Consider the following 24,249-nt stretch of genomic DNA (forward strand, 5'->3'; position numbering starts at 1 on the left):
ATTTTAAAGGCCCAGAAGTATATCACTCTTTTGCGCTGGCTGATATCACCGTGGTAGTGAGCCTGGAGCTGCAGCACAGGCGCTGCTGCGGGTCATAAACCTCAATCTGCCAGACCTGGTGACGACTGCCCAGGTGCAGTGCGCGGCAGACTCCCCTCACCTCTCCTTCGCGCACTGAGCGCAGATGATTGGCGTTAATTTCCAGTCCAACGATACGATCATCGCCTTCGGTACAGAGATAGCCCGCCATCGAACCCAGAGTCTCTGCCAACACGGCGGACGCGCCGCCGTGTAACAGGCCAAAAGGCTGACGCGTGCGGGCATCCACCGGCATTGTTGCCGTCAACGTCTGCTCATCCACCGCGGTGAAGACGATGCCCAGATGCGCCACCAGCGTGCCCTGGCTGCGCTGGTTAAGCTGCTCCAGCGTGAATTCACGCTTCCAGATTGTCATCAGATTAACTCCAGTAACGCCTGTAAGGGATGACGCATGCCGTTGCCTTCCACACGCTTCACCTGACTGCGGCAGGAGTAGCCGGTGGCCAGACAGCGTTGGCGAGGCAGTTTTTGCAGCGCCTGATGCCACGAGAGCTCGTAAATGCCCAGCGAGTTTTCCAGGTTTTTGCTTTCGTGACCGTAGGTTCCCGCCATGCCACAGCAGCCGACGCTGATGTTTTCCAGCTTCGCGCCGAAACGGGCAAAAATCCCTTCCCATTGTTTGGTCGATGCAGGCAATGCCGTCACTTCGGTACAGTGGCCAAAAAGATACCAGGCCTCCTGATTGCCAGGCTTGACGTCCTGAGGCGGAAGCGCCTGTTGCAGCCACTCATGCACCAGCTGCACGTGGAAGTCACCACGCCGATCTTTCAGGATCTCTTTGTACTCATCGCGATAGCACAACACCAGCGCCGGATCGACACCGACCAGCGGCAGCTCCAGTTTTGCCACGCGATTGAGGAAATCGGCGGTTTTCCTGGCGGTTCGCGCAAAGCTCTGCAGGAAACCTTTCACATGCTGCGCTTTTCCGTTCGGTGAGAAAGGCAGCACCACCGGTTTGTAACCCAGCTTGCTGATAAGCTTGACGAAGTCTGTTACCAGCTGCGCTTCGTAATAGCTGGTAAACGGATCCTGTACCACCAGCACATGGCGCTCGCGATCCGCCGGACTCATCGCTTCCAGCGATTCCAACGTGGTGCTGATGGCGGGCTGACCCGCGAGCTGCTTTTTCAGGTTCGGCGAGGAGAGCAAAGGCAGATCGACCATGCCCACATGCCGTTTACTCATCTCCCGCACCAGCGGCTGGCGCAGGAAGAAGTTAAAGAATTTCGGCGCCTTGGCCATCAGCGGCGCGTAGCTCTCCACGGTGCCAACCAGATAATCACTGGCCGGACGCAGATAGCGTGTGTGATAGAGCTGCAGGAAGCGTGAGCGGAAGCCCGGCACATCAATTTTGATGGGGCACTGCGTGGAACAGGCCTTACAGGCCAGGCAGCCGGACATGGCTTCTTTAACCTCATGGGAGAAGTCATATTCGCCACGGCGCGCGTACCAACTGTTGCGGGTGCGCTCAATCATTCCCCGCAGGGTAACTTTGGCTTCCGGCAGACGCTTTTCCAGCTCCAGCGGATCAACGCCCTGCTCCGCCAGCAGCCGCAGCCATTCACGGGTTAAGGTTGCGCGACCTTTGGGAGAATGAATGCGGTTGCCGGTGATTTTCATCGATGGGCACATAGGGCTGCGCACATCAAAGTTAAAGCAAAGTCCGTTGCCGTTACACTCCATGGCACCGCGCCAGTCGCTACGGACAGCGATCGGGATTTGACGATCGTAAGTGCCGCGCTTGGTGGCATCCACTCTCATCATTGGCTCGTCGACGCCTATTGGCGCACAGATTTTACCCGGATTGAGCCGGTTAGCCGGATCGAACACCGCCTTGATGTGGCGAAGATCGTTAAACAGCTCTTCGCCAAAGAATTCCGGGCTGTACTGTGCGCGAAAGCCCTTGCCGTGTTCTCCCCACAGCAGCCCGCCATAGCGAGCCGTCAGCTCGACCACTTCATCAGAGATTTGCTTCATCAGCATCTCTTGTTGAGGGTCACACATGTCCAGCGCTGGACGCACATGCAGCACACCCGCATCCACGTGGCCAAACATGCCGTAACTCAGGTTATGGCCGTCCAGCAGCGCACGGAACTCCACGATGTAGTCAGCCAGATGCTGCGGCGGAACACAGGTATCTTCCACAAACGGGATCGGCTTGGCGCGGCCTTTGGCATTGCCCAGCAGGCCGACCGCTTTTTTACGCATCGCGTAGATGCGCTCAATGCCGTCAAGATCGTCGCACAGCTGATAGCCAATCACGCCCGCCTGGCGATTGCTGATTAAGCCATCCAGTCGCTGACAAAGTGACTCAAGCTGGCTGTCGATCAATACCTTATCGTCACCGGCAAACTCGACAATATTCAGGCCGAGCATCTCCTGGTCGGGCACATCGGTAATCAACTCGCTAACCGAATGCCAGACGATATCTTCACGCGCCAGATTCAACACTTTTGAATCGACGGTTTCGACCGACAACGCTTTGGCTTCAACCATAAAAGGTGCACTGCGCAGTGCAGAGTCAAACGAGTCGTACTTGATATTCACCAGACGGCGAACTTTCGGGATCGGCGTGATATCCAGCCGCGCTTCGGTAATAAAGGCCAGCGTGCCTTCGGCGCCGCACAGGATCCGCGTCAGGTCGACATGCTGAAGATCGTCGCTGACCACATGACGTAAATCGTAGCCGGTCAGGAAACGGTTCAGTTTCGGGAAGTTATCAATGATGTTCTGGTGACGATCGCGGCAGCGTTCGAGAATGGTGCGGTAAATGCGGCCTTCGTTGCTCTGTTCTTTCGCCAACGTTTCAGCAAGCGCTACGGGAATACTGCGGGTGTCGAGAATATCGCCGCCCAGTAACACCGCTCTCAGGCCTGTTACGTGATCCGAGGTTTTGCCGTACACCAGCGATCCCTGCCCCGACGCATCGGTGTTGATCATCCCACCTAAGGTGGCGCGGTTGCTGGTTGAGAGTTCAGGAGAGAAAAAATAACCAAAAGGTTTCAGGTAAGCATTGAGCTGATCTTTAATGACGCCAGCTTCAACCTTGACCCAACCCTTTTCCACATTGATCTCAAGGATGCGGTTCATATGGCGGGACATATCGACCACGATCCCCTGATTCAGGGATTGCCCGTTAGTGCCGGTTCCGCCGCCCCTGGGGGTAAACACCAGGCTGTGGAAGCGTTCTTCACCCGCCAGGCGGGCGATTAGCGCCACATCAGCCGTGGAACGGGGGAACAGAACCGCATCAGGAAGGAGCTGATAGATGCTGTTGTCGGTGGACATGGTAAGACGGTCGGCATAGCTGGTGGCGGTATCGCCGTTAAAACCCTGCTGCTCTAACGCCTGCAAAAAATTCAGCACCAGTTGAACGAGGCCTGGCGCCTGGGAAATCTGTGGGATCATTATCGGGTGACCAGAATGTTGGGTAAACGATTGCTATTGCTGACTCTGTTTTTATCACATTTTTTTATGACCTGTCGCGATCTCAACAATATAGCTGAAAAGAATCGCGTGCCGTTTCTGTCGAAAATGCGTTTAATGCATCATGCTAAGGGATGTTCGGGGAGACAAGGGGTCTTCCGGGAGTATCCCGTCTGTTTTTCTCGCTGAGGTTACCGTGTCAACCATAAAGAACGTGCAAAAAAAAGGCTGGGATTTGCCGCAAATCGTCTTCTCGCTGATGTTTATCATTTTGATGATTGTGGCCTGTTTTTGGGTGGTTCAGCCCTTCGTGCTGGGCTTTGCCTGGGCCAGTATGGTGGTGATTGCCACCTGGCCATTGATGATCAAACTGCAGGGCCTGCTGTGGGGCCGACGCTCGCTGGCGGTGATTGCCATGACGCTGCTGCTGATCCTGCTGTTTGTGCTGCCGGTATCGGTGCTGGTCAACAGCCTGATTGACAGCAGCGGGCCGGTGATTGCCTGGGCCTCTGCCGGGCACATTCAACTCCCCGATATGCACTGGATGAACAGCATTCCGCTGGTCGGCAGAAAGCTGTTTTCCGCGTATCACAACCTGGTGCAGGGCGGCGGCAGCGCGATGATGACCAAAGTGCAGCCTTATATCGGCCGCACCAGTGGCTTCCTGTTTGCGCAGGCCGGGCATTTCGGCCGTTTTATGATGCACCTCGGTCTGATGCTGCTGTTCAGCGTGTTGCTCTATGCCCGGGGTGAACAGGTGGGTCATGGCATCCGTCATTTCGCCTTCCGCCTGGCCTCGCGCCGTGGCGATGCGGCGGTGTTGCTGGCCGGTCAGGCGATCCGCGCCGTGGCGCTGGGCGTAGTGGTCACCGCGCTGGTCCAGGGCTTGCTGGGCGGTATTGGTCTGGCGATATCAGGCATTCCTTATGCTACCGTGCTGACGGTAGTGATGATCCTCTCCTGCCTGGTTCAGCTGGGTCCGCTGGTGGTGTTAATTCCGGCGATTGTCTGGCTGTACTGGACAGGTGATACCACCTGGGGAACGGTGCTGCTGATCTGGAGTTGTGTGGTTGGCACGCTGGATAACGTGCTGCGACCGATGCTCATCCGCATGGGCGCGGATTTGCCGATGATCCTGATCCTTTCAGGCGTGATTGGTGGGCTGATTGCCTTTGGCATGATTGGCCTGTTTATCGGTCCGGTGGTGCTGGCCGTCTCTTATCGTCTGGTGTCGGTCTGGGTGCATGAAGCGCCGGCGCCGGAAGATGACCCGCTTGAAGTGGTTGAAGAACTGGCAGAGATCGAACACGAACACAGCGCAAAATAATCCTTCCTCTGCGGCCGGCTTGCCTGGCCGCTTTCGTAATTAAAAAAATGTGCGTCACGTCTTAATTCACTTTGATTAGGGTTTTTTACCAGAAAAGCGCATTTTTCACCCTTTTAGCTGATAACACCTGGTAATTGATTACCAGATATACAGTTTCCCAGACGATGTCACCCGGGATCTGTCACAAAAGGTTATGGGTTTTAAACTAATAAGAGGATTCTTAATGACTCCCCCTGCCCGGCTGAATAGTATGAATGACATGTTTATGATCAAACCGCTGATTTCTAAACAACCTTTTTCCCCTGAGTAAACTAAAGAATTGCTGTGTGTAGTCTTTGCCCATCCCATGTGATGGGCTTTTTTTTGCCTGTAGAAAAGCAAAAAGGCCAGATAAACTGGCCTTCGGGGTTATTACAGCGAAATCTGCTACTTTTTCGGTATTTCCGCCAGGCTTAACCAGGTCTGAACCACCGTATCTGGGTTAAGAGATAAACTGTCGATTCCCTCATCCATTAGCCACGCTGCAAAGTCTTCATGATCGGATGGACCTTGTCCGCAGATACCCACGTATTTCCCTTCTTTTTTCGCCGCGCGGATGGCCATTGAAAGCAAGGCTTTAACCGCTTCATCACGCTCGTCAAACAGTGCGGACACCACGCCGGAGTCTCTGTCCAGTCCCAGCGTCAGCTGAGTCATATCATTCGAGCCAATAGAGAAGCCGTCGAAGTATTGCAGGAACTGTTCAGCCAGCAGCGCATTGGACGGGATCTCGCACATCATGATCAGCTTGAGTCCATTCTCGCCGCGCTTCAGGCCCTGACGCTCTAACTCCTCGACAACAGCTTTAGCCTGCGCGACGGTACGGACGAACGGCACCATGATTTCAACGTTGGTCAGTCCCATATCGTTACGCACACGTTTTACGGCTGCGCACTCCAGCGCGAAGCAGTCACGGAAACTGTCTGCCACGTAGCGACCTGCACCACGGAAGCCGAGCATCGGGTTTTCCTCTTCAGGCTCGTAGCGCTCGCCGCCCACCAGGTTTGCGTATTCGTTGGTTTTGAAATCGGACAACCGTACGATGACGCGCTTCGGTGAAAAGGCGGCGCCCAGGGTGGAGATCCCTTCGGTCAGACGCGCAATATAGAACTCAACCGGATCGTCGAAGCCTTTCATCATCGAGCGGATTTGCTTCTGCAGTTCCGGGGTTTGCTGATCAAACTCCAGCAGCGCTTTAGGGTGCACACCTATCATGCGGTTAATGATGAATTCCAGACGAGCGAGGCCCACGCCTTCATTTGGCAGGCAGGCAAAGTCGAAGGCACGATCGGGATTGCCGACGTTCATCATGATTTTCAGCGGCAGCTTCGGAAGCTCATCAACCTGTGAACTCTTCACTTCAAAGTCCAGCAGATCGTTATAGACGTAGCCGGTATCCCCTTCAGAACAGGAAACCGTGACCTTGTGGCCATCCTTAAGAATATCCGTCGCGTTGCCGCAACCGACCACCGCAGGAATACCCAGCTCACGGGCGATGATCGCCGCGTGGCAGGTACGTCCGCCACGGTTAGTGACAATCGCCGAGGCTTTTTTCATGATCGGTTCCCAATCCGGGTCGGTCATGTCGGTAACCAGCACGTCACCTTTCTCAATGCGGTTCATTTCGCTGATGTCTTGAATGACTTTGACTTCACCGGCACCGATGCGATGGCCGATTGCACGTCCTTCCACCACCACCGTACCTTTGCCCTGCAGCGTATAGCGCTCCATCACCTGCCCGTTGGAACGGACGGTTTCCGGGCGTGCCTGTACGATAAACAGTTTGCCGGTATGGCCATCCTTCGCCCACTCAATGTCCATCGGACGCTGATAGTGCTTCTCGATCAGCATCGCCTGGGTGGCTAAGGCTTCAATCTCTTCACTGGTCAGGCTGAAGCGATCGCGCTCTTCTTCAGGCACATCCTCAATTCGCACCTGCTCACCGTGCTCTTGAGAGTCGGCATAAACCATGCGGATTTTTTTGGATCCCATGTTACGACGGACAATCGCCGGCCGGCCGGCAGCCAGCGTCGGTTTGTGCACATAGAATTCGTCGGGGTTAACCGCGCCCTGCACCACCATTTCACCGAGGCCATAAGCCGCAGTGATAAATACCACCTGGTCGAAACCAGATTCGGTATCAATGGTGAACATCACGCCTGCAGAACCCAGATCTGAACGCACCATACGCTGAACACCGGCAGACAGCGCCACGCCACGATGGTCGTAGCCCTGATGCACGCGGTAAGAGATGGCGCGGTCGTTAAACAGGGAAGCATAAACATGCTTAATGGCAATCAGCACGGCATCGAAGCCCTGCACGTTAAGGAAGGTTTCCTGTTGGCCGGCGAAGGAGGCGTCCGGCATATCTTCTGCCGTGGCGGAAGAACGCACCGCGAACGAAGCTTCCGCGTCATCGGAGGAGAGCTGCTCGTAGGCTTCACGCACGGCCTGTTCCAGCGCGGGCTGGAAAGGTGTTTCGACAATCCACTGGCGGATTTGCTTACCCGCTTTTCCCAGTTCATCAATATCATCAATATCGGTCTTATCCAGCAGATCGTAGATACGCTGATTGACGCCGCTTTGATCGAGGAACTGATTGAATGCATCTGAGGTCGTCGCAAAGCCGTTCGGTACAGAAACGCCGAGCGAGGACAAATTAGTAATCATTTCACCCAGGGAAGCATTTTTGCCACCCACCCGATCAACATCGTTCATGCCAAGCTGGTTATACCAGAGCACAAGCGGCAGTTCGCCTTTATTGGACATTGAAACAATCCTTTTAAGATTAATGAATAATATGAGGACAGAGTAGTGCGTTTTGAGCCTGGCACATTCCGGTGTTGGAAAGAAACTGTTGAATCGATCAAGCGGATTAAAAATGTCATTTTAAGAAAACTCCGCGCTGTTTTGCGGCGTTGCGCAACGAAGGGAATAAGATAAGTCTTTATCTTTCAGTCGCCTGCTCACAGTTTTATCTTTATCAGAGTAAACGGGTTGCGCAACAAAACTTGATGAAGAATTAGAATGCTTTTTTAACTAAGGGCTATTTTTATGAATAATAAAAGGGAACGTCATTTCATAAATCGGCTTTTTTTCGCTTTAATCTCAGTTTATAAAAATAAAAAGTTCATATCATTAACTTATGGAGCGTTTATTTTATTTTGCAGGCAACATCACTATTTGCTTTCACAGGCTGGATTAATTTAGTCTGAAATGATGCACAGCGAACGGAGATAAAATGGACGTGAACAGCGAGAGAAGTGTTTTTTATATTTCAGATGGCACAGCGATTACGGCTGAAGTGCTTGGACATGCGGTGCTGTCCCAGTTTCCGGTCGGGATCAACAGCGTAACCCTGCCGTTTGTGGAGAATGTGCAGCGCGCGCAGGCGGTCAAGGCACAGATCAATGCCTTATACTTGAAAAGCGGCGTACGTCCTCTGGTGTTTATTTCTATCGTGACGCCGGAGGTCCGGGAAATCATTCTGCAGAGCGACGGTTTCTGTCAGGACATCGTCCAGTCACTGGTGGCGCCTTTGCAGCAGGAGTTGGGCATTGCGCCCGCGCCGGTCGCCAACCGTACCCACGGCCTGACGGCCAATAACCTGGGCAAATACGATGCCCGTATTGCCGCGATAGATTATACCCTGGCGCATGATGACGGGATTTCCCTCCGTGGGCTGGAAGATGCTCAGGTAATTTTACTGGGCGTTTCGCGCTGCGGTAAGACCCCAACCAGCCTTTACCTGGCGATGCAGTTTGGTATCCGCGCCGCCAACTATCCTTTTATCGCCGATGATATGGATAACCTGAAGTTGCCCCCTGCGTTGAAGCCTTTTCAGAATAAGTGTTTTGGGCTGACCATCGATCCGGAGCGTCTGGCCGCCATCCGTCAGGAACGGGCGGAAAACACCCATTACGCCTCGATGCGTCAGTGTCGCCTTGAAGTCGGCGAAGTTGAAGCGCTGTTCCGCACCACCCAAATTCGTTACCTCAACAGCACCAATTACTCGGTCGAAGAGATCGCCACCAAGATCCTCGACATCATGGGACTGACCCGCCGGATGTATTAATTAGTGATATTTATCGCGTTACGCCCGATTAGCGGGCGTTTGCGGTTGAAATCATCGCTGGTTGGTTTATTGTGATCGCCATCACTTCCCGGTACTCCTGCCGCTGCGAAGAAAAAAATTTAGAGATGGTTATGAACAAAACAGATGAACTGCGGACCGCGCGCATCGAGAGCCTGATTACGCCTGATGAACTGGCAAAACGGCACCCGATCACCCCGGCCATCGCAGCCAACGTCACCGACTCCCGTAAGCGTATTGCCCGTATTCTCTCCGGCGAAGATCCTCGTCTGCTGGTGGTGATTGGTCCGTGTTCCCTGCACGATCCCGAAGCGGCGGTCGATTACGCCCGCAGGCTGTGTGTACTGCGTGAGAAGCACCAGTCGCGCCTTGTAATCGTTATGCGCACCTATTTTGAGAAACCGCGTACCGTTGTCGGCTGGAAAGGATTGATTTCTGACCCGGATCTGGATGGCAGTTTCCGCGTGAATCACGGTCTGGAGATTGCCCGCAAACTGCTGCTGGACATCAATGCGTTAGGCATGCCGACCGCCACCGAGTTCCTCGATATGGTGGTTGGGCAGTTTATCGCTGACCTGATCAGCTGGGGTGCCATTGGGGCCCGCACCACTGAGAGCCAGATCCACCGCGAAATGGCGTCAGCCCTCTCCTGCCCGGTCGGGTTTAAAAATGGTACCGATGGCAATATTCAGATTGCCGTAGATGCGATCCGCGCCGCAAGAGCCAGCCATATGTTCCTGTCGCCGGACAAGCATGGTCAGATGACCATCTACCAGACCAGCGGCAATCCTTCCGGCCATGTCATTATGCGTGGCGGTAAACAGCCGAACTATCATGCGGAAGATATTGCAGCGGCCGCAGCCAGCCTGCGTGAGTTCAAACTGCCGGAGCAGCTGGTGATCGACTTTAGCCATGGCAACTGCCTGAAGCAGCATCGCCTGCAAAAAGAGGTGTCAACGTCGGTCGCACAGCAGATCCGTGAGGGCTCGCGGGCCATTGCCGGCGTGATGATTGAAAGCTTCCTGCAGGAGGGTACGCAGAAGGTTGAGTCCGGCAAACCGCTGGTGTACGGCCAGTCGATTACCGACCCGTGCCTGAACTGGGAAGACAGCGAAGCCGTGCTGGCGCAGCTGGCTGCGGCGGTGGATGCTCGCTTCTGAGGGTAAAGCGTTAACTTCAGTGATGGGATGCAGCAACCCCGCTGCATCCCCTTTGCTCACCTGCGATCCCCACCTGCCAGTCGACATCGAAGATCACGGTCGGCCACGCAATCGCCACTAAAATCAGCTCGAACAGCTTACTTCAAGCTTTTTGCCCCAGTCTGGCGGGCGCTGCATCAAATCGGCAAATTCTGGCGCATCGGCATAAGGCTGGCTCAGCGCCTGATGCAATCTGCTCAGCACGCTGATGTCATCCTTTTCGGCCTGCTCGATCGCCTGCTGTGCCAGATAATTACGTAACACGATGGCGGGATTGGCCTGCTTCATCTGCTGCTGGCGATCTTCATCGCTACGCTCTTCTTCCAGCACACGCTGTCGCCAGATGTTGTACCAGCTGTCAAACGCCTCACGATCGATAAACTCGTCACGCAGCGGTGAAGTGGATCCCTGCTGTACCGAATCAGACAGCTGACGGAAGGTCCAGGTGTAGTCGCTACCCTCTTTGGTCATCAACGCCAGTAACCCGGTCAGGATATCGTTGTCATGCTTGCCCTGCGTGGTGAATCCAAGTTTGGCGCGCATCTGCTGGCCCCAACAACGCATCAGCTCGGGCTCGTATTCTGCCAGCGCCTGCTTCAGCTGCTCGGTGGTCATCAGGCCCGACAGCGCATGAGCCAGGCGATTCAGGTTCCACAAGCCCACCACCGGCTGATTTTCAAAGCTATAACGCCCCTGGTAATCTGAATGATTACAGATAAAGTCAGGCTTGTAATCATCAAGGAATCCGTAAGGACCGTAATCCAGCGTCAGGCCCAGAATCGACATATTGTCGGTATTCATCACGCCGTGAGCGAAGCCCACGCTTTGCCAGTGAGCAATCAGGCGCGCGGTTCTGCGGACCACGTCAGTAAACCACAACCGATAGCGATCCTGTGCGTCCTGCCACTGTGGCCAGTGATGGCGGATGGCATAATCGGCGAGTTCGCGGACTTTTTCCGGCTGCTGGTTATAAAAGAAGTGTTCGAAGTGACCAAAACGCAAATGGCTTTCCGCCACGCGCAGCAACATCGCCCCGCGCTCCGTGGTTTCACGGTAAACGGGCTCATCGCTGGTCACCACGGTTAGCGCGCGGGAAGTGGGCACGCCAAGATGATACATCGCTTCAGAGGCCAGGAACTCGCGCAGAGAGGAACGCAAAACAGCCCGGCCATCTCCCATGCGGGAATAAGGCGTTAATCCCGCCCCTTTCAGGTGCCAGTCCATTTTACGGCCATCCTCCAGCCGTTGCTCACCCAGCAAAATCCCTCTTCCGTCGCCTAACTGACCGGCCCAGACGCCAAACTGATGGCCACTGTATACCTGCGCCAAAGGCTGCATGCCCGACAGCAGAGACTCGCCGCTCCAGATACCAATTTTATCCGCAGCAAACCAGCTGTCATCAAGCCCCAGCTCAGCGGCAAGCCCGGCACTGTGATAAAGCAGACGTGGATTTTTTAACGGCGTGGGCGTGAGCGCGGTGTAAAACCCCTCAAGCTCCTGATGCCAGGTGTTAGTAAACTGCATGAGATCCCCTTGCGATATGCCCGTGCGGTCGCGACCGGACCGCAGGCAAACTATCGGTTAGTGTAAACCGCCTCGCAGCAGCTTAACACGGATACAGAAAGGGGTTATTAATGCGGCAGGCCCTGCAACTCTTTAGGAGGATGAATCAATGACGAGAGGGCGTCTTCGCCAACGGGCGAAAATAGTGCGCTTTGTATTCCGTCAAACTGGAAATGGCTGATCTTTTCCAGACCGGATAAATCATCAATTCCCTGAACGATTATCTGATGGCAGTGCGGTTTGATATGATCCAACACTGTACTTATAAATGGTTTAAAAGAGAGCTTGTTGATATTGTGTTTAATAAAGCCTTTGTCGAGTTTGATGCGGTAGAACAGATCGTCATACACCGCTTTCGACGGCGCTTTACCGGATCCGTAATTTTCCAGACTTAAGTCAAATCGCTCACTTAAAGCCATTAATTCCGGATGGTCTTTACCCAGTTTTAAATTCGGGAAGCTTTCATTAATTTCAAGCTCAAGCCATTCCAGCGCATCCAGCTTTTTCGCCAGAAAATCACTATCAAGGATCGCCTGTGAGGTGATGTCATCAATTTTCAGCGTCACCTTCACACCCTGCTGGCGAAAGAAGTCGTGATGTTTTTCAATGCTGGCTATCTGGCTTTGCAACAGAAGAATACGTTGTTCGCTGTCCATTTGCGGCAGCAACATTTCTTGCGGCATGGCGACATTGGCTGTGGTATGGGAAAAATGCGTCAGCAATTCGACAGCGATTAAAAGGCCGTCAAAGCTGTAAACTGGGTAGAATGCTGTGTAACTTTTATAATCCGCTTCCAGATGGATTTTCATTTTATTCAGCCATGATGAAGTGCCAATTCGTGCACCCTGCTTCACCGCTAATGGCAATTAACAGTGCCAATATTAAGTGAGATTGTCGCATAAAAAGCAAAATAGACAGGGTGAGGCCCGTTGCGAAACAGTAAACTATCACACAATTGATAAGAAAGATGCTGAGCAGTTTATCGGTTCACTGGTGTTTAAGCACCAACTTGTCATTAACTTCAACATCTCTTTACTAAAATTTGACGTAATGCTGACATAAAAAGAGACTTAAGGGAAATTGAATTATTTTATCCCGGGTGGGCAATGCGTTATTTAATATCATCCCATAAATCAAATGACGAATAAATGAGCTTTATCTGTAATTGCTTAGCACGCTAAATATAAGGCGGATCAAATTCGTCTTGCCTGCCAGAACACTTTTTTCCAGTAAACGTTATTTAAAGAAGAACGAATCACACCCTGGCTGGTTGAAGCATGAATAAATTGATCGTCGGTATCGTAGATCCCAACATGCAGACCATTTTCGCCACTGCCCGTTTTAAAAAAGACCAGATCGCCTGGCAGCAATTCATCTTTGCTAATGCGGGTGCCGATATCGGTTTGTGCCACCGTCGTGCGGGGAAGTTGCAGATCAAAACGATCGCGGAAGGTCAGATAGACAAAGCCCGAGCAGTCAACGCCACCCCTTCCCATGCCGCCATAGCGATAGGGCGTGCCGTGCCACTGGCTAAGCTGCTCATTCAGTTGGGCAATCACCGTAATTGAATCGGACAAACGCCCATTGGGTGGCGGTGCATGGCGACTACAGCCCGCAAGAATAACGACGATCAGCAACAGCCAGTAGCGCATAACGGAGATCCTTCTGAGATGACGACTTACTCTACCTGCAAACGGGGTTTTCAGACAACAATGTCCGGCTAATCAGAGGAATGTGGTGAGGATTTGGTGATTTTCCACACTCAGTCGCCGGAACGGCACGTCAAAGACCTTGCTCAGCCCTTCGGGTTGCAGAACCTCATCAACGGTGCCCTGCTGAACCAGCGCCCCCTGTTTCATCAACCAGACGCGGTGAGCGTGGTGCAAACTGTGGTTGATATCGTGCCCGCTCATGATAACCGTCAGCCCCTGCGCCACGCAGCTGGCCAGATAACCATCAAACGCGGCCTGCTGAGCCAGGTCCAGCCCGGTCAGCGGCTCATCAAGCAGCAGGAGTTTGCCGTCGGGCTGGGCGATCTGAAATAACACCGCGGCCAGGCGAACGCGCTGCCATTCCCCTCCCGACAGTTGGCTCAGCGGTCTGGCCAGTTTATCCACCAGCTGGAAGGTCTGGCAAAGCGCCATCAGTGCCGCCTCATCGGTTACCGCATTGTGCAGCGTGAGGTAGTGCCAGACCGGCATTCTGCCAGCGGGCACCTGCTGTTGTGCCAGATACGCCCGCGTTCGTGCCAGCGCACTGTGACGCCAGGCTTGCAAAGGCTGCCCCGATAGCAAAATGGTCCCTTCTCCGGGCAGCATACCGGCCAGACAGGCCAACAGAGAGCTTTTACCGGCGCCATTCGGCCCCAGCAGATGGATAAGCTCTCCGGCGTTCACCTCAGCGTTAAATGGCGCAAGGCGCTGCTTAATGGCAACGCCCTCACACTGCAACAGCATTTATTTTGCCAACGCCTGTTTAATCGCACTCTCAATCAGCGGATCGGCGGGTTCCATATCCGGCGAGAAGCGCTGAATCACCGTGCCGTCTCGACCGATCAGGAACTTCTCGAAATTCCACAGGATGTCGCCAGACTCTTTCGGCGCTCGGCCTTTGCTGGACATGCGCTCGAGGAAACCACTGTTATCGGGTGCGCTGGCCGTAGGCTGCGCCGTCACCAGCTGTTGATACAGTGGATGACGATCCGGGCCATTGACCTCGATTTTGCTAAACATCGGGAAGGTCACGCCATAGGTGGTGCTACAGAAGGTTTTGATCTCTTCTGCGCTGCCAGGTTCCTGACCGAGGAAAGCATTGCACGGGAAGCCCAGCACCGAAAAGCCTTTCTCCTGCCAGTTTTTCTGTAAGGCTTCTAACTGCTCGTACTGAGGGGTAAGCCCGCATTTGGATGCCACGTTCACCACTAACAGTACGTCGCCCTGCCAGTTCGCCAGAGAAGTCTGTTCGCCATCCAGCGTTTCCAGTTTTGTGTCGAAAATAGTCATCGAGTGTTCCTGTTCAGTAGAGAGTGAAAAAGGGAGGCCGCTAAGGCCGGTTGCGTAACAGTAACCAGATAAAGACCGGAGCGCCGAGCGTTGCCGTCACCACCCCAATCGGTAATTCTGCCGAAGACATGGCGACTCTGGCCAGTACATCAGCGGCCAGTAATATCGCCCCACCAGCCAGCGCACAGGCAGGCAACAGCATACGATGATCGTTGATGCCATTGAGGCGCAGGATGTGCGGGATAACCAGCCCGACGAAGCCAATCGCGCCCGCCAGCGCCACGCTGACACCGGTGAGCCAGCCGATGCTGAACACCAACAGATTGCGCCACATCAGTAAAGGCAGGCCTAACTGCCTGGCAGAAATTTCGCCCAGCGCAATCAGGTTCATCACCCGCCACAATGAGCAGAGCCAGATCAGCACCGGCAGCAACGCCAGCATTAACCAGCGATAACGCCAGTCTACGCCACTGAAACCGCCCATCATCCAGTACATCAACTGCCGTAAATCGAGATCGGTACTGAAATAGACTGCCCAGGTCATCACCGCACTGCAGATGATCCCCACCGCCACGCCCGCCAGTAGCAGGCGGCTATTAGAAAGATGCTGACGAGAAAACCTGAGTAAGATAAGCGTGACCACCAGTGCGCCGAAGATGGCACACAGGCTGATTTGCCAGAGCCCGGCAGCACCGGCAAAAATACACAGCACCAGCCCAACCCCTGCCCCGTTAGAAACGCCTAACAGACCGGGTTCGGCCAGCGGATTTTCAAACAGCGCCTGCATCACCGCGCCCGCAACGGCCAGCGAGGCACCCACCAGCAATACCGCCACCGTTCTTGGCAGACGCAGTTGCCAGACATACAGCGAATTATCCGGCGTAAACCAGTCAGCAGGCATCAACCAGCGATCGCCGGCTGACAAACTCAGCATTATCATCAGCAGGCTAAAGACCAACAAACCTGCCAGCCAGCGCCGCTGGTGTTGCCGGGCGCTTTTCATGTGTTCAGAAAGCAGCGTCATAGTTCACTTCATATGAAAAAGGCCGCATAAGCGGCCTTTTTGACTAGCAGAAATCAGTCTTCTTTCGGTGTTGCGTTCTCGACCCGGCTTTTCAGCTTCTGACCAGGACGGAAGGTAACCACACGACGCGCCGTGATTGGAATATCTTCACCAGTCTTGGGGTTTCGTCCCGGACGTTGGTTTTTGTCGCGAAGGTCGAAGTTGCCAAATCCTGACAGTTTCACCTGTTCACCGTTTTCCAAAGCACGACGTACTTCTTCAAAAAACAGTTCAACCAGCTCTTTGGCATCCCGTTTGCTAAGCCCCAGCTTCTCAAACAGGTATTCAGACATCTCAGCTTTTGTAAGCGCCATAGGTTCAATCCCTCAAGGATGCTTGGAATCGCTCTTTCAATGCCTCTACGCATTTTGCAACGGTAGCGGCAATCTCATCTTCTTCGAGTGTCCGGGCGGTATCTTGCAAAATCAGGCTGATAGCGAGGCTCTTAAAACCTTCATTTACGCCCTTACCGCGGTACACGTCAAACAAGTTTACGCCAACTACCTGATTTACGCCAACTTTCTTACACTCTGTGATGATATCTGCTGCGGGGACGTTTTCAGCCACTACAACGGCGATGTCGCGACGGTTTGCCGGGAAACGGGAAATGCCGCTCGCATCAGGCAGGACGCGGTCTGACACCTTGTCCCACTCCAGTTCAAACACCACAGTACGGCCGTTAAGATCCAGTTTCCGTTCAAGTTCTGGATGCACCACACCGATAAATCCGATGCGATCGCCGCGTAAATAAATTGCTGCGCTCTGTCCCGGGTGCAAAGCAGGATTTGCTTCAGCGCGGAACTGAATCTCAGACAATTTACCGGTAAGTTCGAGGACGGACTCCAAATCACCTTTCAAATCATAGAAGTCAACTGCCTGACGCGCCAGATCCCAATGCTCTTCATTACGCGTACCGCTGATCACACCGGCCAGCATAACATCCTGACGAATGCCAAGGTTTGCCTGAGTATCAGGCACAAAGCGCAGGCCGCTTTCAAACAGACGCACACGGCTTTGCTGACGATTCTGGTTATACACCACCGCAGATAGCAGGCCCGTCCACAGCGAAAGACGCATCGCCGACATTTCAACCGAGATTGGGCTTGGCAGCACCAGATTCTCTTCGCCCGGGTGCAGCAACGCCTGGATCTTAGGATCGACGAAGCTGTAAGTGATCGCTTCCTGATACCCTTTATCGACCAGCATCGATTTCACGCGCTTGAGCGAAAGATTCGCTTCGCGGTGCTTAGTCATAATCAGGCCGGCCTGCACCGGCACGTCTGGAATGTTGTTATAGCCATACACGCGAGCCACTTCTTCGACCAGGTCTTCTTCGATTTCCATATCGAAACGCCAGCCCGGCGCGACCGCCTGCCAGAAACCCTCACCTTCGGTCACTTCACAGCCCAGACGACGCAGAATGTCGCTGACTTGCTCATCAGATACAACGTGGCCAATCAGACGGTCCAGCTTTTCACGGCGCAGCGTGATGGTGGCACGCTTTGGCAACGTCTCTTCATTGGTGACATCGATAACCGGGCCAGCTTCGCCGCCGCAGATGTCCAGCAACAGACGCGTTGCGCGCTCCATCGCCTTAAACTGCAACTGCGGATCGACGCCACGCTCATAACGGTGTGACGCGTCAGTATGCAAACCGTAGCTACGCGCACGTCCGGTGATGGAGAGCGGGTTGAAGAACGCGCACTCGAACAGCACATTGCGGGTCTCTTCGTTCACACCTGAGTGTTCACCACCGAAGATGCCACCCATGGCCAACGCTTTCTGATGATCGGCAATCACCAGCGTGTCCGCTTTAAGTTTGGTCTCGGTACCGTCCAGCAGAGTCAGCAGTTCACCCTCTTCTGCCAACCGCACCACGATACCGCCTTCGAGACGGTCGAGGTCGAAAGCATGCATCGGCTGGCCCAGTTCAAGCAGCACAAAGTTAGTGATGTCGACAACCGGATCGATAGAGCGGATGCCACAACGACGCAGCTTCTCTTTCATCCACAGCGGCGTTGCCGCCTTAACGTTAATGCCTTTCACCACCCGGCCCAGGTAACGCGGGCAGGCTTCTTTCGCGTCAACACGGATTGGGAAGGTATCCTGCACCGTTGCTACCACCGGTGAGATGTCTGGCTCAGTCAGGGTCATTTTGTTCAGTACGGCCACATCACGTGCCACACCAATAATGCCCAGGCAGTCCGCACGGTTCGGCGTGACGCTGATTTCAATGGTGTTGTCATCAAGCTTCAGGAATTCACGGATGTCCGTTCCGACCGCCGCATCCAGCGGCAGCTCAATAATCCCGTCATGATCGTCGGAAATACCCAGCTCAGAGAAGGAGCACAGCATCCCTTCTGAAGGTTCGCCGCGCAGCTTGGCTGCTTTAATTTTAAAATCACCTGGCAGCACGGCACCAACCGTCGCTACGGCGACTTTCAGTCCCTGACGGCAGTTAGGCGCGCCACAGACGATATCCAGCAGGCGATCGCCGCCGACATTAATTTTAGTGACGCGCAGTTTATCTGCGTTTGGGTGTTGGCCACATTCCACCACCTCACCCACCACCACGCCATGAAACGCGCCGGCGACAGCATCAACGCCATCCACTTCCAGGCCTGCCATGGTGATCTGTTCTGACAGTGCTGCACTATCAATAGCCGGGTTAACCCACTCACGTAACCAGAGTTCGCTGAATTTCATTGGTTTGACCCGCCCTTATTTAAACTGTTTGAGGAAACGTAAATCATTTTCGAAGAAGGCGCGTAAATCGGTCACGCCATAGCGCAACATGGTCAGACGCTCCATACCCATCCCGAACGCAAAGCCAGAGTAAACTTCTGGATCGATGCCGACGTTACGCAGAACGTTAGGGTGAACCATGCCGCAGCCCAGCACTTCCAGCCACTTGCCGTTTTTACCCATCACATCCACTTCGGCAGACGGTTCGGTAAACGGGAAGTAAGAAGGACGGAAGCGAACCTGCAAATCTTCTTCGAAGAAGTTGTTCAGGAAATCGTGCAGCGTGCCTTTCAGGTTGGTAAAGCTGATGTTTTTATCAACGATCAGCCCTTCCATCTGATGGAACATTGGCGTGTGGGTCTGGTCGTAATCGTTACGGTAGACGCGGCCCGGGGCGATGATACGGATTGGCGGCTGCTGGTTCTTCATGGTGCGGATCTGCACGCCAGATGTCTGGGTACGCAGCAGGCGAGTCGCATCAAACCAGAAGGTATCGTGATCGGCACGTGCCGGGTGATGGCCAGGAATATTCAGCGCATCAAAGTTATGGTAGTCATCTTCGATTTCCGGGCCCGTTTCCACGGCAAAGCCCAGTTCACCAAAGAAGGTTTCGATACGATCGATGGTACGGGTTACCGGGTGCAGGCCACCGTTCTCGATACGACGGCCAGGCAGTGAGACATCAATGGTCTCTTCTGCCAGACGCGCATTTAGCGCAGCCGACTCCAGCGAGTCTTTACGCATGTTCAGCGCTTCCTGAACCTGCTGCTTGGCTTCGTTGATAACCGCGCCGGCTGCCGGGCGATCTTCCGCAGGCAGTTCACGCAATGTTGTCATCTGCAGCGTCAGATGTCCTTTTTTCCCCAGATATTCAACGCGTACCGTATCTAACGCGGCAACATCGTGAGCATCAGCGATGGCCGCTTTCGCGTTAACCACCAGTTCTGCGAGATGTGACATGCTTTCCTCTTCTTCCAGCCGCCGTGGCCGGTCTGTTTTTTTATGTGGACGAGCATTCGTCCGTTATCAGCTACGCCAGAAACAAAAAAGCCTCCACGGGGGAGGCTTTAAGCGCGATTTTTCGTTTCTTTTCTTTGCGCACAAGCCCCGATCTTCAGGTGCTAAAGTAAAAAAAGAAACGGAAAATAGCAGCATTCATGCTTGCGATACCTTGTACAGAAAGAACGGGTGGTGCTTCAGTGAACAAAAAATAAAAGAGGGAGACAAGCTCCCTCTTCCACCTGACTTACGCCAGAGCTGTTTTCGCTTTCTCAACCAGTGCCGTGAAGGTCACTTTGTCGAAGACTGCGATGTCAGCCAGAATCTTACGGTCGATTTCAATAGAAGCCTTTTTCAGACCATTAATGAAACGGCTGTAAGACATTCCGTTAGTGCGTGCCGCTGCGTTGATACGCGCGATCCACAGCTGACGGAACTGACGCTTCCGCTGACGACGGTCACGGTAAGCATACTGACCAGCTTTGATAACAGCCTGGAAGGCAACGCGGTAAACACGTGAACGTGCACCGTAATAGCCTTTAGCTTGTTTTAAGATTTTTTTGTGACGTGCGCGAGCAACTACACCACGTTTTACACGAGCCATTTAGCTCTCCTGTTTAATATTCTGTTAAAAAAAAATAGACTTATGCGTACGGCAGGCAGGCAATAACCAGACCCAGATCGCCTTTAGAAACCATGCCTTTCGGGCGCAGGTGACGTTTACGCTTAGTAGATTTTTTAGTCAGAATATGACGCAGGTTAGCGTGTTTACGCTTGAAGCCACCAGAGGCGGTCTTCTTGAAGCGCTTGGCCGCGCCACGTACAGTTTTAATCTTTGGCATTTAAAAACATCCACTTCGCATTGTTAATAAAATGAATCAGACAGGCGAATAAAAGTCCGGGCCGAAGCCCGGACTTCGATTACTTTATGGCCTACTGCTTCTTCTTCGGAGCCAGCACCATGATCATCTGACGACCCTCGATCTTCGAAGGGAAGGATTCGACGATAGCCAAATCGATGTCTTCACACAGATCTTTACGGACGCGGTTAAGCACTTCCATGCCGATCTGCTGGTGCGCCATCTCACGTCCACGGAATCGCAGCGTGATTTTGGCTTTGTCGCCCTCTTCGAGAAAGCGAATCAGGTTGCGTAGTTTTACCTGATAGTCGCCATCATCGGTACCAGGACGGAATTTGATTTCCTTAACCTGGATAACTTTTTGCTTCTTCTTCTGTTCTTTAGAAGATTTGCTTTTTTCGTAAAGGAATTTGCCGTAATCCATGATACGGCAAACGGGCGGCTCGGCGTTAGGGCTGATTTCAACTAAATCAACACCTGCTTCCTCAGCTTTTTCCAAAGCCTCATTCAGACTGACAATACCAATCTGCTCGCCATCGACGCCAGTCAGTCGTACTTCTGTGGCGCGGATTTCTCTGTTAATGCGATTAGGACGCGCCGGTTGAACTCGTTTTCCGCCTTTAATACTTTATTCCTCCAATTGATGAAGATTGCGACTGCGAATTTCGTCTTGCAGCTTCGCGATCACTTCGTTTACGTCCATGCTACCCAGGTCTTTACCACGGCGGGTGCGAACGGCAACTTTGCCAGATTCCACCTCTTTATCACCACAGACCAACATATACGGGACACGTCGTAAAGTATGCTCACGGATTTTAAAGCCAATCTTCTCGTTTCTCAAGTCCGCTTTTGCACGAATGCCCGCATTCTGCAGTTTTCGGGTCAATTCTGCAACATATTCGGACTGGCCATCGGTGATATTCATCACCACAACTTGTACTGGAGCCAACCAGGTCGGGAAGAACCCGGCATACTCTTCGGTCAAAATACCGATAAAGCGCTCCACTGAACCCAGAATTGCACGGTGGATCATCACCGGCACCTGACGCTCATTATTTTCCCCAATATATGAGGCACTCAGACGGCTCGGCAATGAGAAGTCGAGCTGAACGGTACCACACTGCCATGCGCGATCCAGGCAGTCATGCAGGGTAAATTCAATCTTAGGACCGTAGAAAGCGCCCTCTCCCGGCTGATATTCGAACGGAATGTCGTTCTCTTTCAGCGCGGCAGCCAGATCGGCCTCGGCGCGATCCCACTGTTCTTCAGTACCGATGCGTTTTACCGGACGGGTAGACAGCTTCACCACGATTTTTTCAAATCCGAAGGTGCTGTACATGTCATACACCATGCGGATGCAGCTATTTACTTCAGTACGCACCTGCTCTTCTGTACAGAAGATATGGGCATCATCCTGAGTAAAGCCACGCACACGCATCAGACCGTGCAACGCGCCTGATGGCTCGTTACGGTGACAGCTACCGAACTCCGCCATACGTAACGGCAGGTCGCGGTATGATTTTAGACCCTGATTGAAAATCTGCACGTGGCCTGGGCAGTTCATTGGCTTGATGCAATATTCACGGTTCTCTGAAGAGGTGGTGAACATCGCTTCTTTGTAGTTTTCCCAATGCCCTGTTTTTTCCCACAGCACGCGGTCCATCATCAATGGGCCTTTCACTTCCTGATAGTCATACTCAGTCAGCTTGCTGCGCACAAAGACTTCCAGCTCGCGGAAGATGGTCCAGCCGTCATTGTGCCAGAACACCATGCCCGGCGCTTCTTCCTGCATGTGATACAGGTCAAGCTGCTTACCGATTTTACGGTGATCGCGCTTGGCCGCTTCTTCCAGACGCAGTAAATAGGCAGCCAGCTGCTTTTTATCTGCCCAGGCAGTGCCGTAAATGCGCTGCAACATTTTATTGTTGCTGTCGCCACGCCAGTAAGCACCAGAAATTTTCTGCAGCTTAAAGTGGTGGCAGAAACGCATATTCGGCACGTGCGGACCACGGCACATATCGACATATTCTTCATGATGATACAGACCAGGCTGGTCATCATGGCTGATGTTTTCATCAAGAATGGTGATTTTGTACGTTTCGCCACGTGCAGCAAACGCATCACGCGCTTCCTGCCAGCTCACTTTCTTCTTGATGACATCGTAATTGGTTTCAGCCAGCTGGTGCATACGCTTTTCCAGCTGCTCAATGTCTTCCTGGGTCAGGGTACGGTCGATATCAACATCGTAATAGAAGCCGTTGTCGATCACTGGACCAATAGCCATCTTGGTGTCAGGCCACAGCTGTTTGATAGCGTGTCCCAGCAGGTGAGCACAAGAGTGACGAATGATCTCAAGACCGGCTTCATCTTTTGCGGTAATGATAGCGACATTGGCATCCTCGGTGATCGGATCAACCGCATCCACCAGTTCACCATTCACGCGGCCAGCAATACAGGCTTTCGCGAGGCCAGGACCGATGTCCTGAGCAATGTCCATCACGCTGACGGCGTGATCAAAAGAACGCTGACTTCCATCAGGAAGAGTAATAACGGGCATTTTACATCCTTAATTGCAGTGGTAACCCATACGCAAGGCTACATACAAAAGTAGTATTTAATTTGTACATCAAGGACTTTGCACTTGAAACCCACTCACATTTGTCGGTTTGGTACAGAGTCTGGTACACATATTCAAAAGTGTCTGTTTAACAAAAACTTCTGAGGGACGAACATCTTACACGCTATGCATCCTACGTCAAAGTATGAACACCGTGAGTTCTTGTCGGATAAGTAAAAGATGGGGACGAAAAGAAGAATGACAACAGGTAAGCGGAGGAAGAGCTTGAAGGTTTAAAGATTCGGGCCGATGAACTCGGCCCGGAACGCATTACATCGCGTAGGACAACATGATGGTGGTCTTGGTGTCGGTTTTGTCTGGAGCAGAATCAGGTGGGTTCTGGTTCCAGGTCACGTTGTAGGCCAGCTTCAACGAGAAGGACTGGTTGATAGCAACCTGCAGACCGGTTTCGGAGTTGACTGTCGTATCGTCACTACCCAACACGGAAACACCCTGAATGAACTTGGTGGTATCGGTCAGCTGCCACTGGTAGCTCAACGCACCGTATGCCAGCGCGGTGGTATCGTGGCCACCGTCATGATAATCGTCATAACGCACGCCCGGACCGGCTTCCACACGCAGCGAGTGCACCGGGCCGTTCAACAGCTGACGACCATAACCTGCCGCCAGGAATGAACGACCGTCGTAACCGTTGAAACGGTCGCTGAGCCAGCTAGCCTGACCGAACAGGTAGTCATAGCTGTTCATGTTGTAACGTGTACGGCCACCAACCTGGTACGTTTCTGAAGAACGCTCGTCGTTAGACGATGTATTGCTGGCGTTGCCCCACAGGCTGTAAGCGGTATTAGGCTGATACCAGGTCATGTTGGTATTGGCGGTCAGCGAGGAGCTGGTGGTGTTACCGGTTTGTGCCAGGTAACCCGCCGACGCACTCCCATCAAAATCCTTCTTTGCCGTGGAAGGGTCATCCATGACCGTAAAGACGTTGTTGTCTGCCAGAGCTTGATGGCAAATAGCTCCCCCGGAGAGCAAAAGAACTACAGACAGCTTGTTAAGCGCTTTCATTAAGTGTGACCCATACGACAGTTTAAAAAAGAGTGAGTCTGAAGGGTTTTGCAGGACGATCAATGCCTTTTACTGTAAGAAACGTAACATTTTATGAAATCGCTCTTTTTACCTGGCGCATTGGCAAATTCAGACTCTGAATGAGAGGATTCTCATTAACGCGGCGAAGTATAATGGTTATCTAGGCATTA

The 24,249-nt window shown here is 53.1% G+C and carries 21 protein-coding genes, 1 other RNA gene and 1 other annotated feature; of the genes, 4 read left to right on the forward strand and 18 right to left on the reverse strand.

Features of this window, described 5'->3' with window-relative positions; all coding sequences use genetic code 11:
- Positions 1–22: 22 nt before the first annotated feature.
- Together ACXKZG_RS12885 and ydiJ are read right to left on the reverse strand one after the other, a co-directional pair.
- Complete coding sequence (locus tag ACXKZG_RS12885; RefSeq protein ID WP_488874960.1) at positions 23–454, reverse strand: hotdog fold thioesterase; 432 nt, start codon at positions 452–454, stop codon at positions 23–25.
- On the reverse strand, positions 454–3,507 hold the full coding sequence (gene ydiJ / locus ACXKZG_RS12890; protein WP_488874961.1) for a D-2-hydroxyglutarate dehydrogenase YdiJ: 3,054 nt from the start codon (positions 3,505–3,507) through the stop codon (positions 454–456). Before ydiJ ends, ACXKZG_RS12885 begins: the two co-directional genes overlap by 1 nt.
- A 223-nt stretch (positions 3,508–3,730) precedes the next feature.
- Between ydiJ and ydiK the strand changes: the two genes are divergently transcribed.
- Positions 3,731–4,852: an AI-2E family transporter YdiK gene (gene ydiK / locus ACXKZG_RS12895; protein WP_041692286.1), complete on the forward strand. Its 1,122-nt coding sequence runs from the start codon at positions 3,731–3,733 to the stop codon at positions 4,850–4,852.
- Between the two features lie 257 nt (positions 4,853–5,109).
- Positions 5,110–5,219, forward strand: an RNA gene (rprA, locus tag ACXKZG_RS12900) — antisense sRNA RprA.
- A 59-nt stretch (positions 5,220–5,278) separates the two neighbouring features.
- On the opposite strand, the gene ppsA is transcribed toward rprA, so the two are convergent.
- Positions 5,279–7,660, reverse strand: coding sequence for a phosphoenolpyruvate synthase (ppsA, locus tag ACXKZG_RS12905; protein WP_488874962.1), 2,382 nt, complete (start codon positions 7,658–7,660; stop codon positions 5,279–5,281).
- A gap of 472 nt (positions 7,661–8,132) precedes the next feature.
- Between ppsA and ppsR the strand changes: the two genes are divergently transcribed.
- Positions 8,133–8,966: a posphoenolpyruvate synthetase regulatory kinase/phosphorylase PpsR gene (gene ppsR / locus ACXKZG_RS12910; RefSeq protein ID WP_013201916.1), complete on the forward strand. Its 834-nt coding sequence runs from the start codon at positions 8,133–8,135 to the stop codon at positions 8,964–8,966.
- Between the two features lie 131 nt (positions 8,967–9,097).
- Positions 9,098–10,144, forward strand: a complete 1,047-nt coding sequence (locus ACXKZG_RS12915; RefSeq protein ID WP_488874963.1) for a 3-deoxy-7-phosphoheptulonate synthase — start codon at positions 9,098–9,100, stop codon at positions 10,142–10,144.
- A gap of 123 nt (positions 10,145–10,267) precedes the next feature.
- On the opposite strand, the gene ACXKZG_RS12920 is transcribed toward ACXKZG_RS12915, so the two are convergent.
- The 15 genes from ACXKZG_RS12920 to ACXKZG_RS12990 all read right to left on the reverse strand — a co-directional run bounded on the left by ACXKZG_RS12920 (position 10,268) and on the right by ACXKZG_RS12990 (position 24,058).
- The gene (locus ACXKZG_RS12920; RefSeq protein WP_488874964.1) at positions 10,268–11,707 is read right to left on the reverse strand and encodes a protein adenylyltransferase SelO; all 1,440 of its coding nucleotides are present in this window, start codon (positions 11,705–11,707) and stop codon (positions 10,268–10,270) included.
- A gap of 107 nt (positions 11,708–11,814) precedes the next feature.
- Positions 11,815–12,555 carry an EAL domain-containing protein gene (locus ACXKZG_RS12925; protein WP_105759143.1) on the reverse strand — a complete coding sequence of 247 codons (741 nt, stop codon included), beginning with the start codon at positions 12,553–12,555 and terminating at the stop codon, positions 11,815–11,817.
- 384 nt (positions 12,556–12,939) lie between these two features.
- The gene (locus ACXKZG_RS12930) at positions 12,940–13,398 is read right to left on the reverse strand and encodes an NlpC/P60 family protein (RefSeq protein ID WP_134824000.1); all 459 of its coding nucleotides are present in this window, start codon (positions 13,396–13,398) and stop codon (positions 12,940–12,942) included.
- 72 nt (positions 13,399–13,470) lie between these two features.
- On the reverse strand, positions 13,471–14,202 hold the full coding sequence (gene btuD, locus ACXKZG_RS12935; protein WP_488874965.1) for a vitamin B12 ABC transporter ATP-binding protein BtuD: 732 nt from the start codon (positions 14,200–14,202) through the stop codon (positions 13,471–13,473).
- Positions 14,203–14,748 (reverse strand): glutathione peroxidase, encoded by a 546-nt coding sequence (locus tag ACXKZG_RS12940; RefSeq protein WP_488874966.1) that lies wholly within the window; start codon positions 14,746–14,748, stop codon positions 14,203–14,205.
- 40 nt (positions 14,749–14,788) lie between these two features.
- Positions 14,789–15,772, reverse strand: a complete 984-nt coding sequence (btuC, locus tag ACXKZG_RS12945) for a vitamin B12 ABC transporter permease BtuC (RefSeq protein WP_488874967.1) — start codon at positions 15,770–15,772, stop codon at positions 14,789–14,791.
- Positions 15,773–15,825: 53 nt separating this feature from the next.
- Positions 15,826–16,125, reverse strand: coding sequence for an integration host factor subunit alpha (ihfA, locus tag ACXKZG_RS12950; RefSeq protein WP_004157378.1), 300 nt, complete (start codon positions 16,123–16,125; stop codon positions 15,826–15,828).
- 4 nt (positions 16,126–16,129) lie between these two features.
- Positions 16,130–18,517, reverse strand: coding sequence for a phenylalanine--tRNA ligase subunit beta (pheT, locus tag ACXKZG_RS12955; protein ID WP_488874968.1), 2,388 nt, complete (start codon positions 18,515–18,517; stop codon positions 16,130–16,132).
- Positions 18,518–18,532: 15 nt separating this feature from the next.
- Complete coding sequence (pheS, locus tag ACXKZG_RS12960; RefSeq protein WP_053143492.1) at positions 18,533–19,516, reverse strand: phenylalanine--tRNA ligase subunit alpha; 984 nt, start codon at positions 19,514–19,516, stop codon at positions 18,533–18,535.
- Positions 19,517–19,596: 80 nt separating this feature from the next.
- Positions 19,597–19,720: a sequence feature (Phe leader region), on the reverse strand.
- Positions 19,671–19,715: a pheST operon leader peptide PheM gene (gene pheM, locus ACXKZG_RS12965; RefSeq protein ID WP_001386830.1), complete on the reverse strand. Its 45-nt coding sequence runs from the start codon at positions 19,713–19,715 to the stop codon at positions 19,671–19,673. (Overlaps the previous feature by 45 nt.)
- An 82-nt stretch (positions 19,721–19,802) precedes the next feature.
- A complete protein-coding gene (gene rplT / locus ACXKZG_RS12970) occupies positions 19,803–20,159 on the reverse strand; it encodes a 50S ribosomal protein L20 (protein WP_013201905.1) in 357 nt (118 codons plus the stop codon).
- Between the two features lie 40 nt (positions 20,160–20,199).
- The gene (gene rpmI / locus ACXKZG_RS12975) at positions 20,200–20,397 is read right to left on the reverse strand and encodes a 50S ribosomal protein L35 (protein ID WP_004157374.1); all 198 of its coding nucleotides are present in this window, start codon (positions 20,395–20,397) and stop codon (positions 20,200–20,202) included.
- A 91-nt stretch (positions 20,398–20,488) separates the two neighbouring features.
- Positions 20,489–21,040: a translation initiation factor IF-3 gene (gene infC, locus ACXKZG_RS12980; RefSeq protein WP_071822113.1), complete on the reverse strand. Its 552-nt coding sequence runs from the start codon at positions 21,038–21,040 to the stop codon at positions 20,489–20,491.
- A gap of 3 nt (positions 21,041–21,043) precedes the next feature.
- A complete protein-coding gene (gene thrS / locus ACXKZG_RS12985) occupies positions 21,044–22,972 on the reverse strand; it encodes a threonine--tRNA ligase (protein WP_013201903.1) in 1,929 nt (642 codons plus the stop codon).
- Positions 22,973–23,302: 330 nt separating this feature from the next.
- A complete protein-coding gene (locus tag ACXKZG_RS12990; protein WP_013201902.1) occupies positions 23,303–24,058 on the reverse strand; it encodes a DUF481 domain-containing protein in 756 nt (251 codons plus the stop codon).
- Positions 24,059–24,249: the final 191 nt, after the last annotated feature.

The sequence above is a fragment of the Erwinia sp. 2186 genome (assembly GCF_057812255.1).

Bases quoted from the DNA above. Each gene is read 5' to 3' on its own strand.
- ACXKZG_RS12915 (WP_488874963.1), top strand. From the start codon at position 9,098: ATGAACAAAACAGATGAACTGCGGACCGCGCGCATCGAGAGCCTGATT.
- ppsR (WP_013201916.1), top strand. From the start codon at position 8,133: ATGGACGTGAACAGCGAGAGAAGTGTTTTTTATATTTCAGATGGCACA.
- rpmI (WP_004157374.1), bottom strand. From the start codon at position 20,397: ATGCCAAAGATTAAAACTGTACGTGGCGCGGCCAAGCGCTTCAAGAAG.
- ACXKZG_RS12920 (WP_488874964.1), bottom strand. From the start codon at position 11,707: ATGCAGTTTACTAACACCTGGCATCAGGAGCTTGAGGGGTTTTACACC.
- btuC (WP_488874967.1), bottom strand. From the start codon at position 15,772: ATGACGCTGCTTTCTGAACACATGAAAAGCGCCCGGCAACACCAGCGG.
- ydiJ (WP_488874961.1), bottom strand. From the start codon at position 3,507: ATGATCCCACAGATTTCCCAGGCGCCAGGCCTCGTTCAACTGGTGCTG.
- ACXKZG_RS12990 (WP_013201902.1), bottom strand. From the start codon at position 24,058: ATGAAAGCGCTTAACAAGCTGTCTGTAGTTCTTTTGCTCTCCGGGGGA.
- rplT (WP_013201905.1), bottom strand. From the start codon at position 20,159: ATGGCTCGTGTAAAACGTGGTGTAGTTGCTCGCGCACGTCACAAAAAA.
- ACXKZG_RS12930 (WP_134824000.1), bottom strand. From the start codon at position 13,398: ATGCGCTACTGGCTGTTGCTGATCGTCGTTATTCTTGCGGGCTGTAGT.
- ACXKZG_RS12940 (WP_488874966.1), bottom strand. From the start codon at position 14,748: ATGACTATTTTCGACACAAAACTGGAAACGCTGGATGGCGAACAGACT.
- ACXKZG_RS12925 (WP_105759143.1), bottom strand. From the start codon at position 12,555: ATGAAAATCCATCTGGAAGCGGATTATAAAAGTTACACAGCATTCTAC.
- ACXKZG_RS12885 (WP_488874960.1), bottom strand. From the start codon at position 454: ATGACAATCTGGAAGCGTGAATTCACGCTGGAGCAGCTTAACCAGCGC.
- btuD (WP_488874965.1), bottom strand. From the start codon at position 14,202: ATGCTGTTGCAGTGTGAGGGCGTTGCCATTAAGCAGCGCCTTGCGCCA.
- thrS (WP_013201903.1), bottom strand. From the start codon at position 22,972: ATGCCCGTTATTACTCTTCCTGATGGAAGTCAGCGTTCTTTTGATCAC.
- pheT (WP_488874968.1), bottom strand. From the start codon at position 18,517: ATGAAATTCAGCGAACTCTGGTTACGTGAGTGGGTTAACCCGGCTATT.
- ihfA (WP_004157378.1), bottom strand. From the start codon at position 16,125: ATGGCGCTTACAAAAGCTGAGATGTCTGAATACCTGTTTGAGAAGCTG.
- ppsA (WP_488874962.1), bottom strand. From the start codon at position 7,660: ATGTCCAATAAAGGCGAACTGCCGCTTGTGCTCTGGTATAACCAGCTT.
- pheS (WP_053143492.1), bottom strand. From the start codon at position 19,516: ATGTCACATCTCGCAGAACTGGTGGTTAACGCGAAAGCGGCCATCGCT.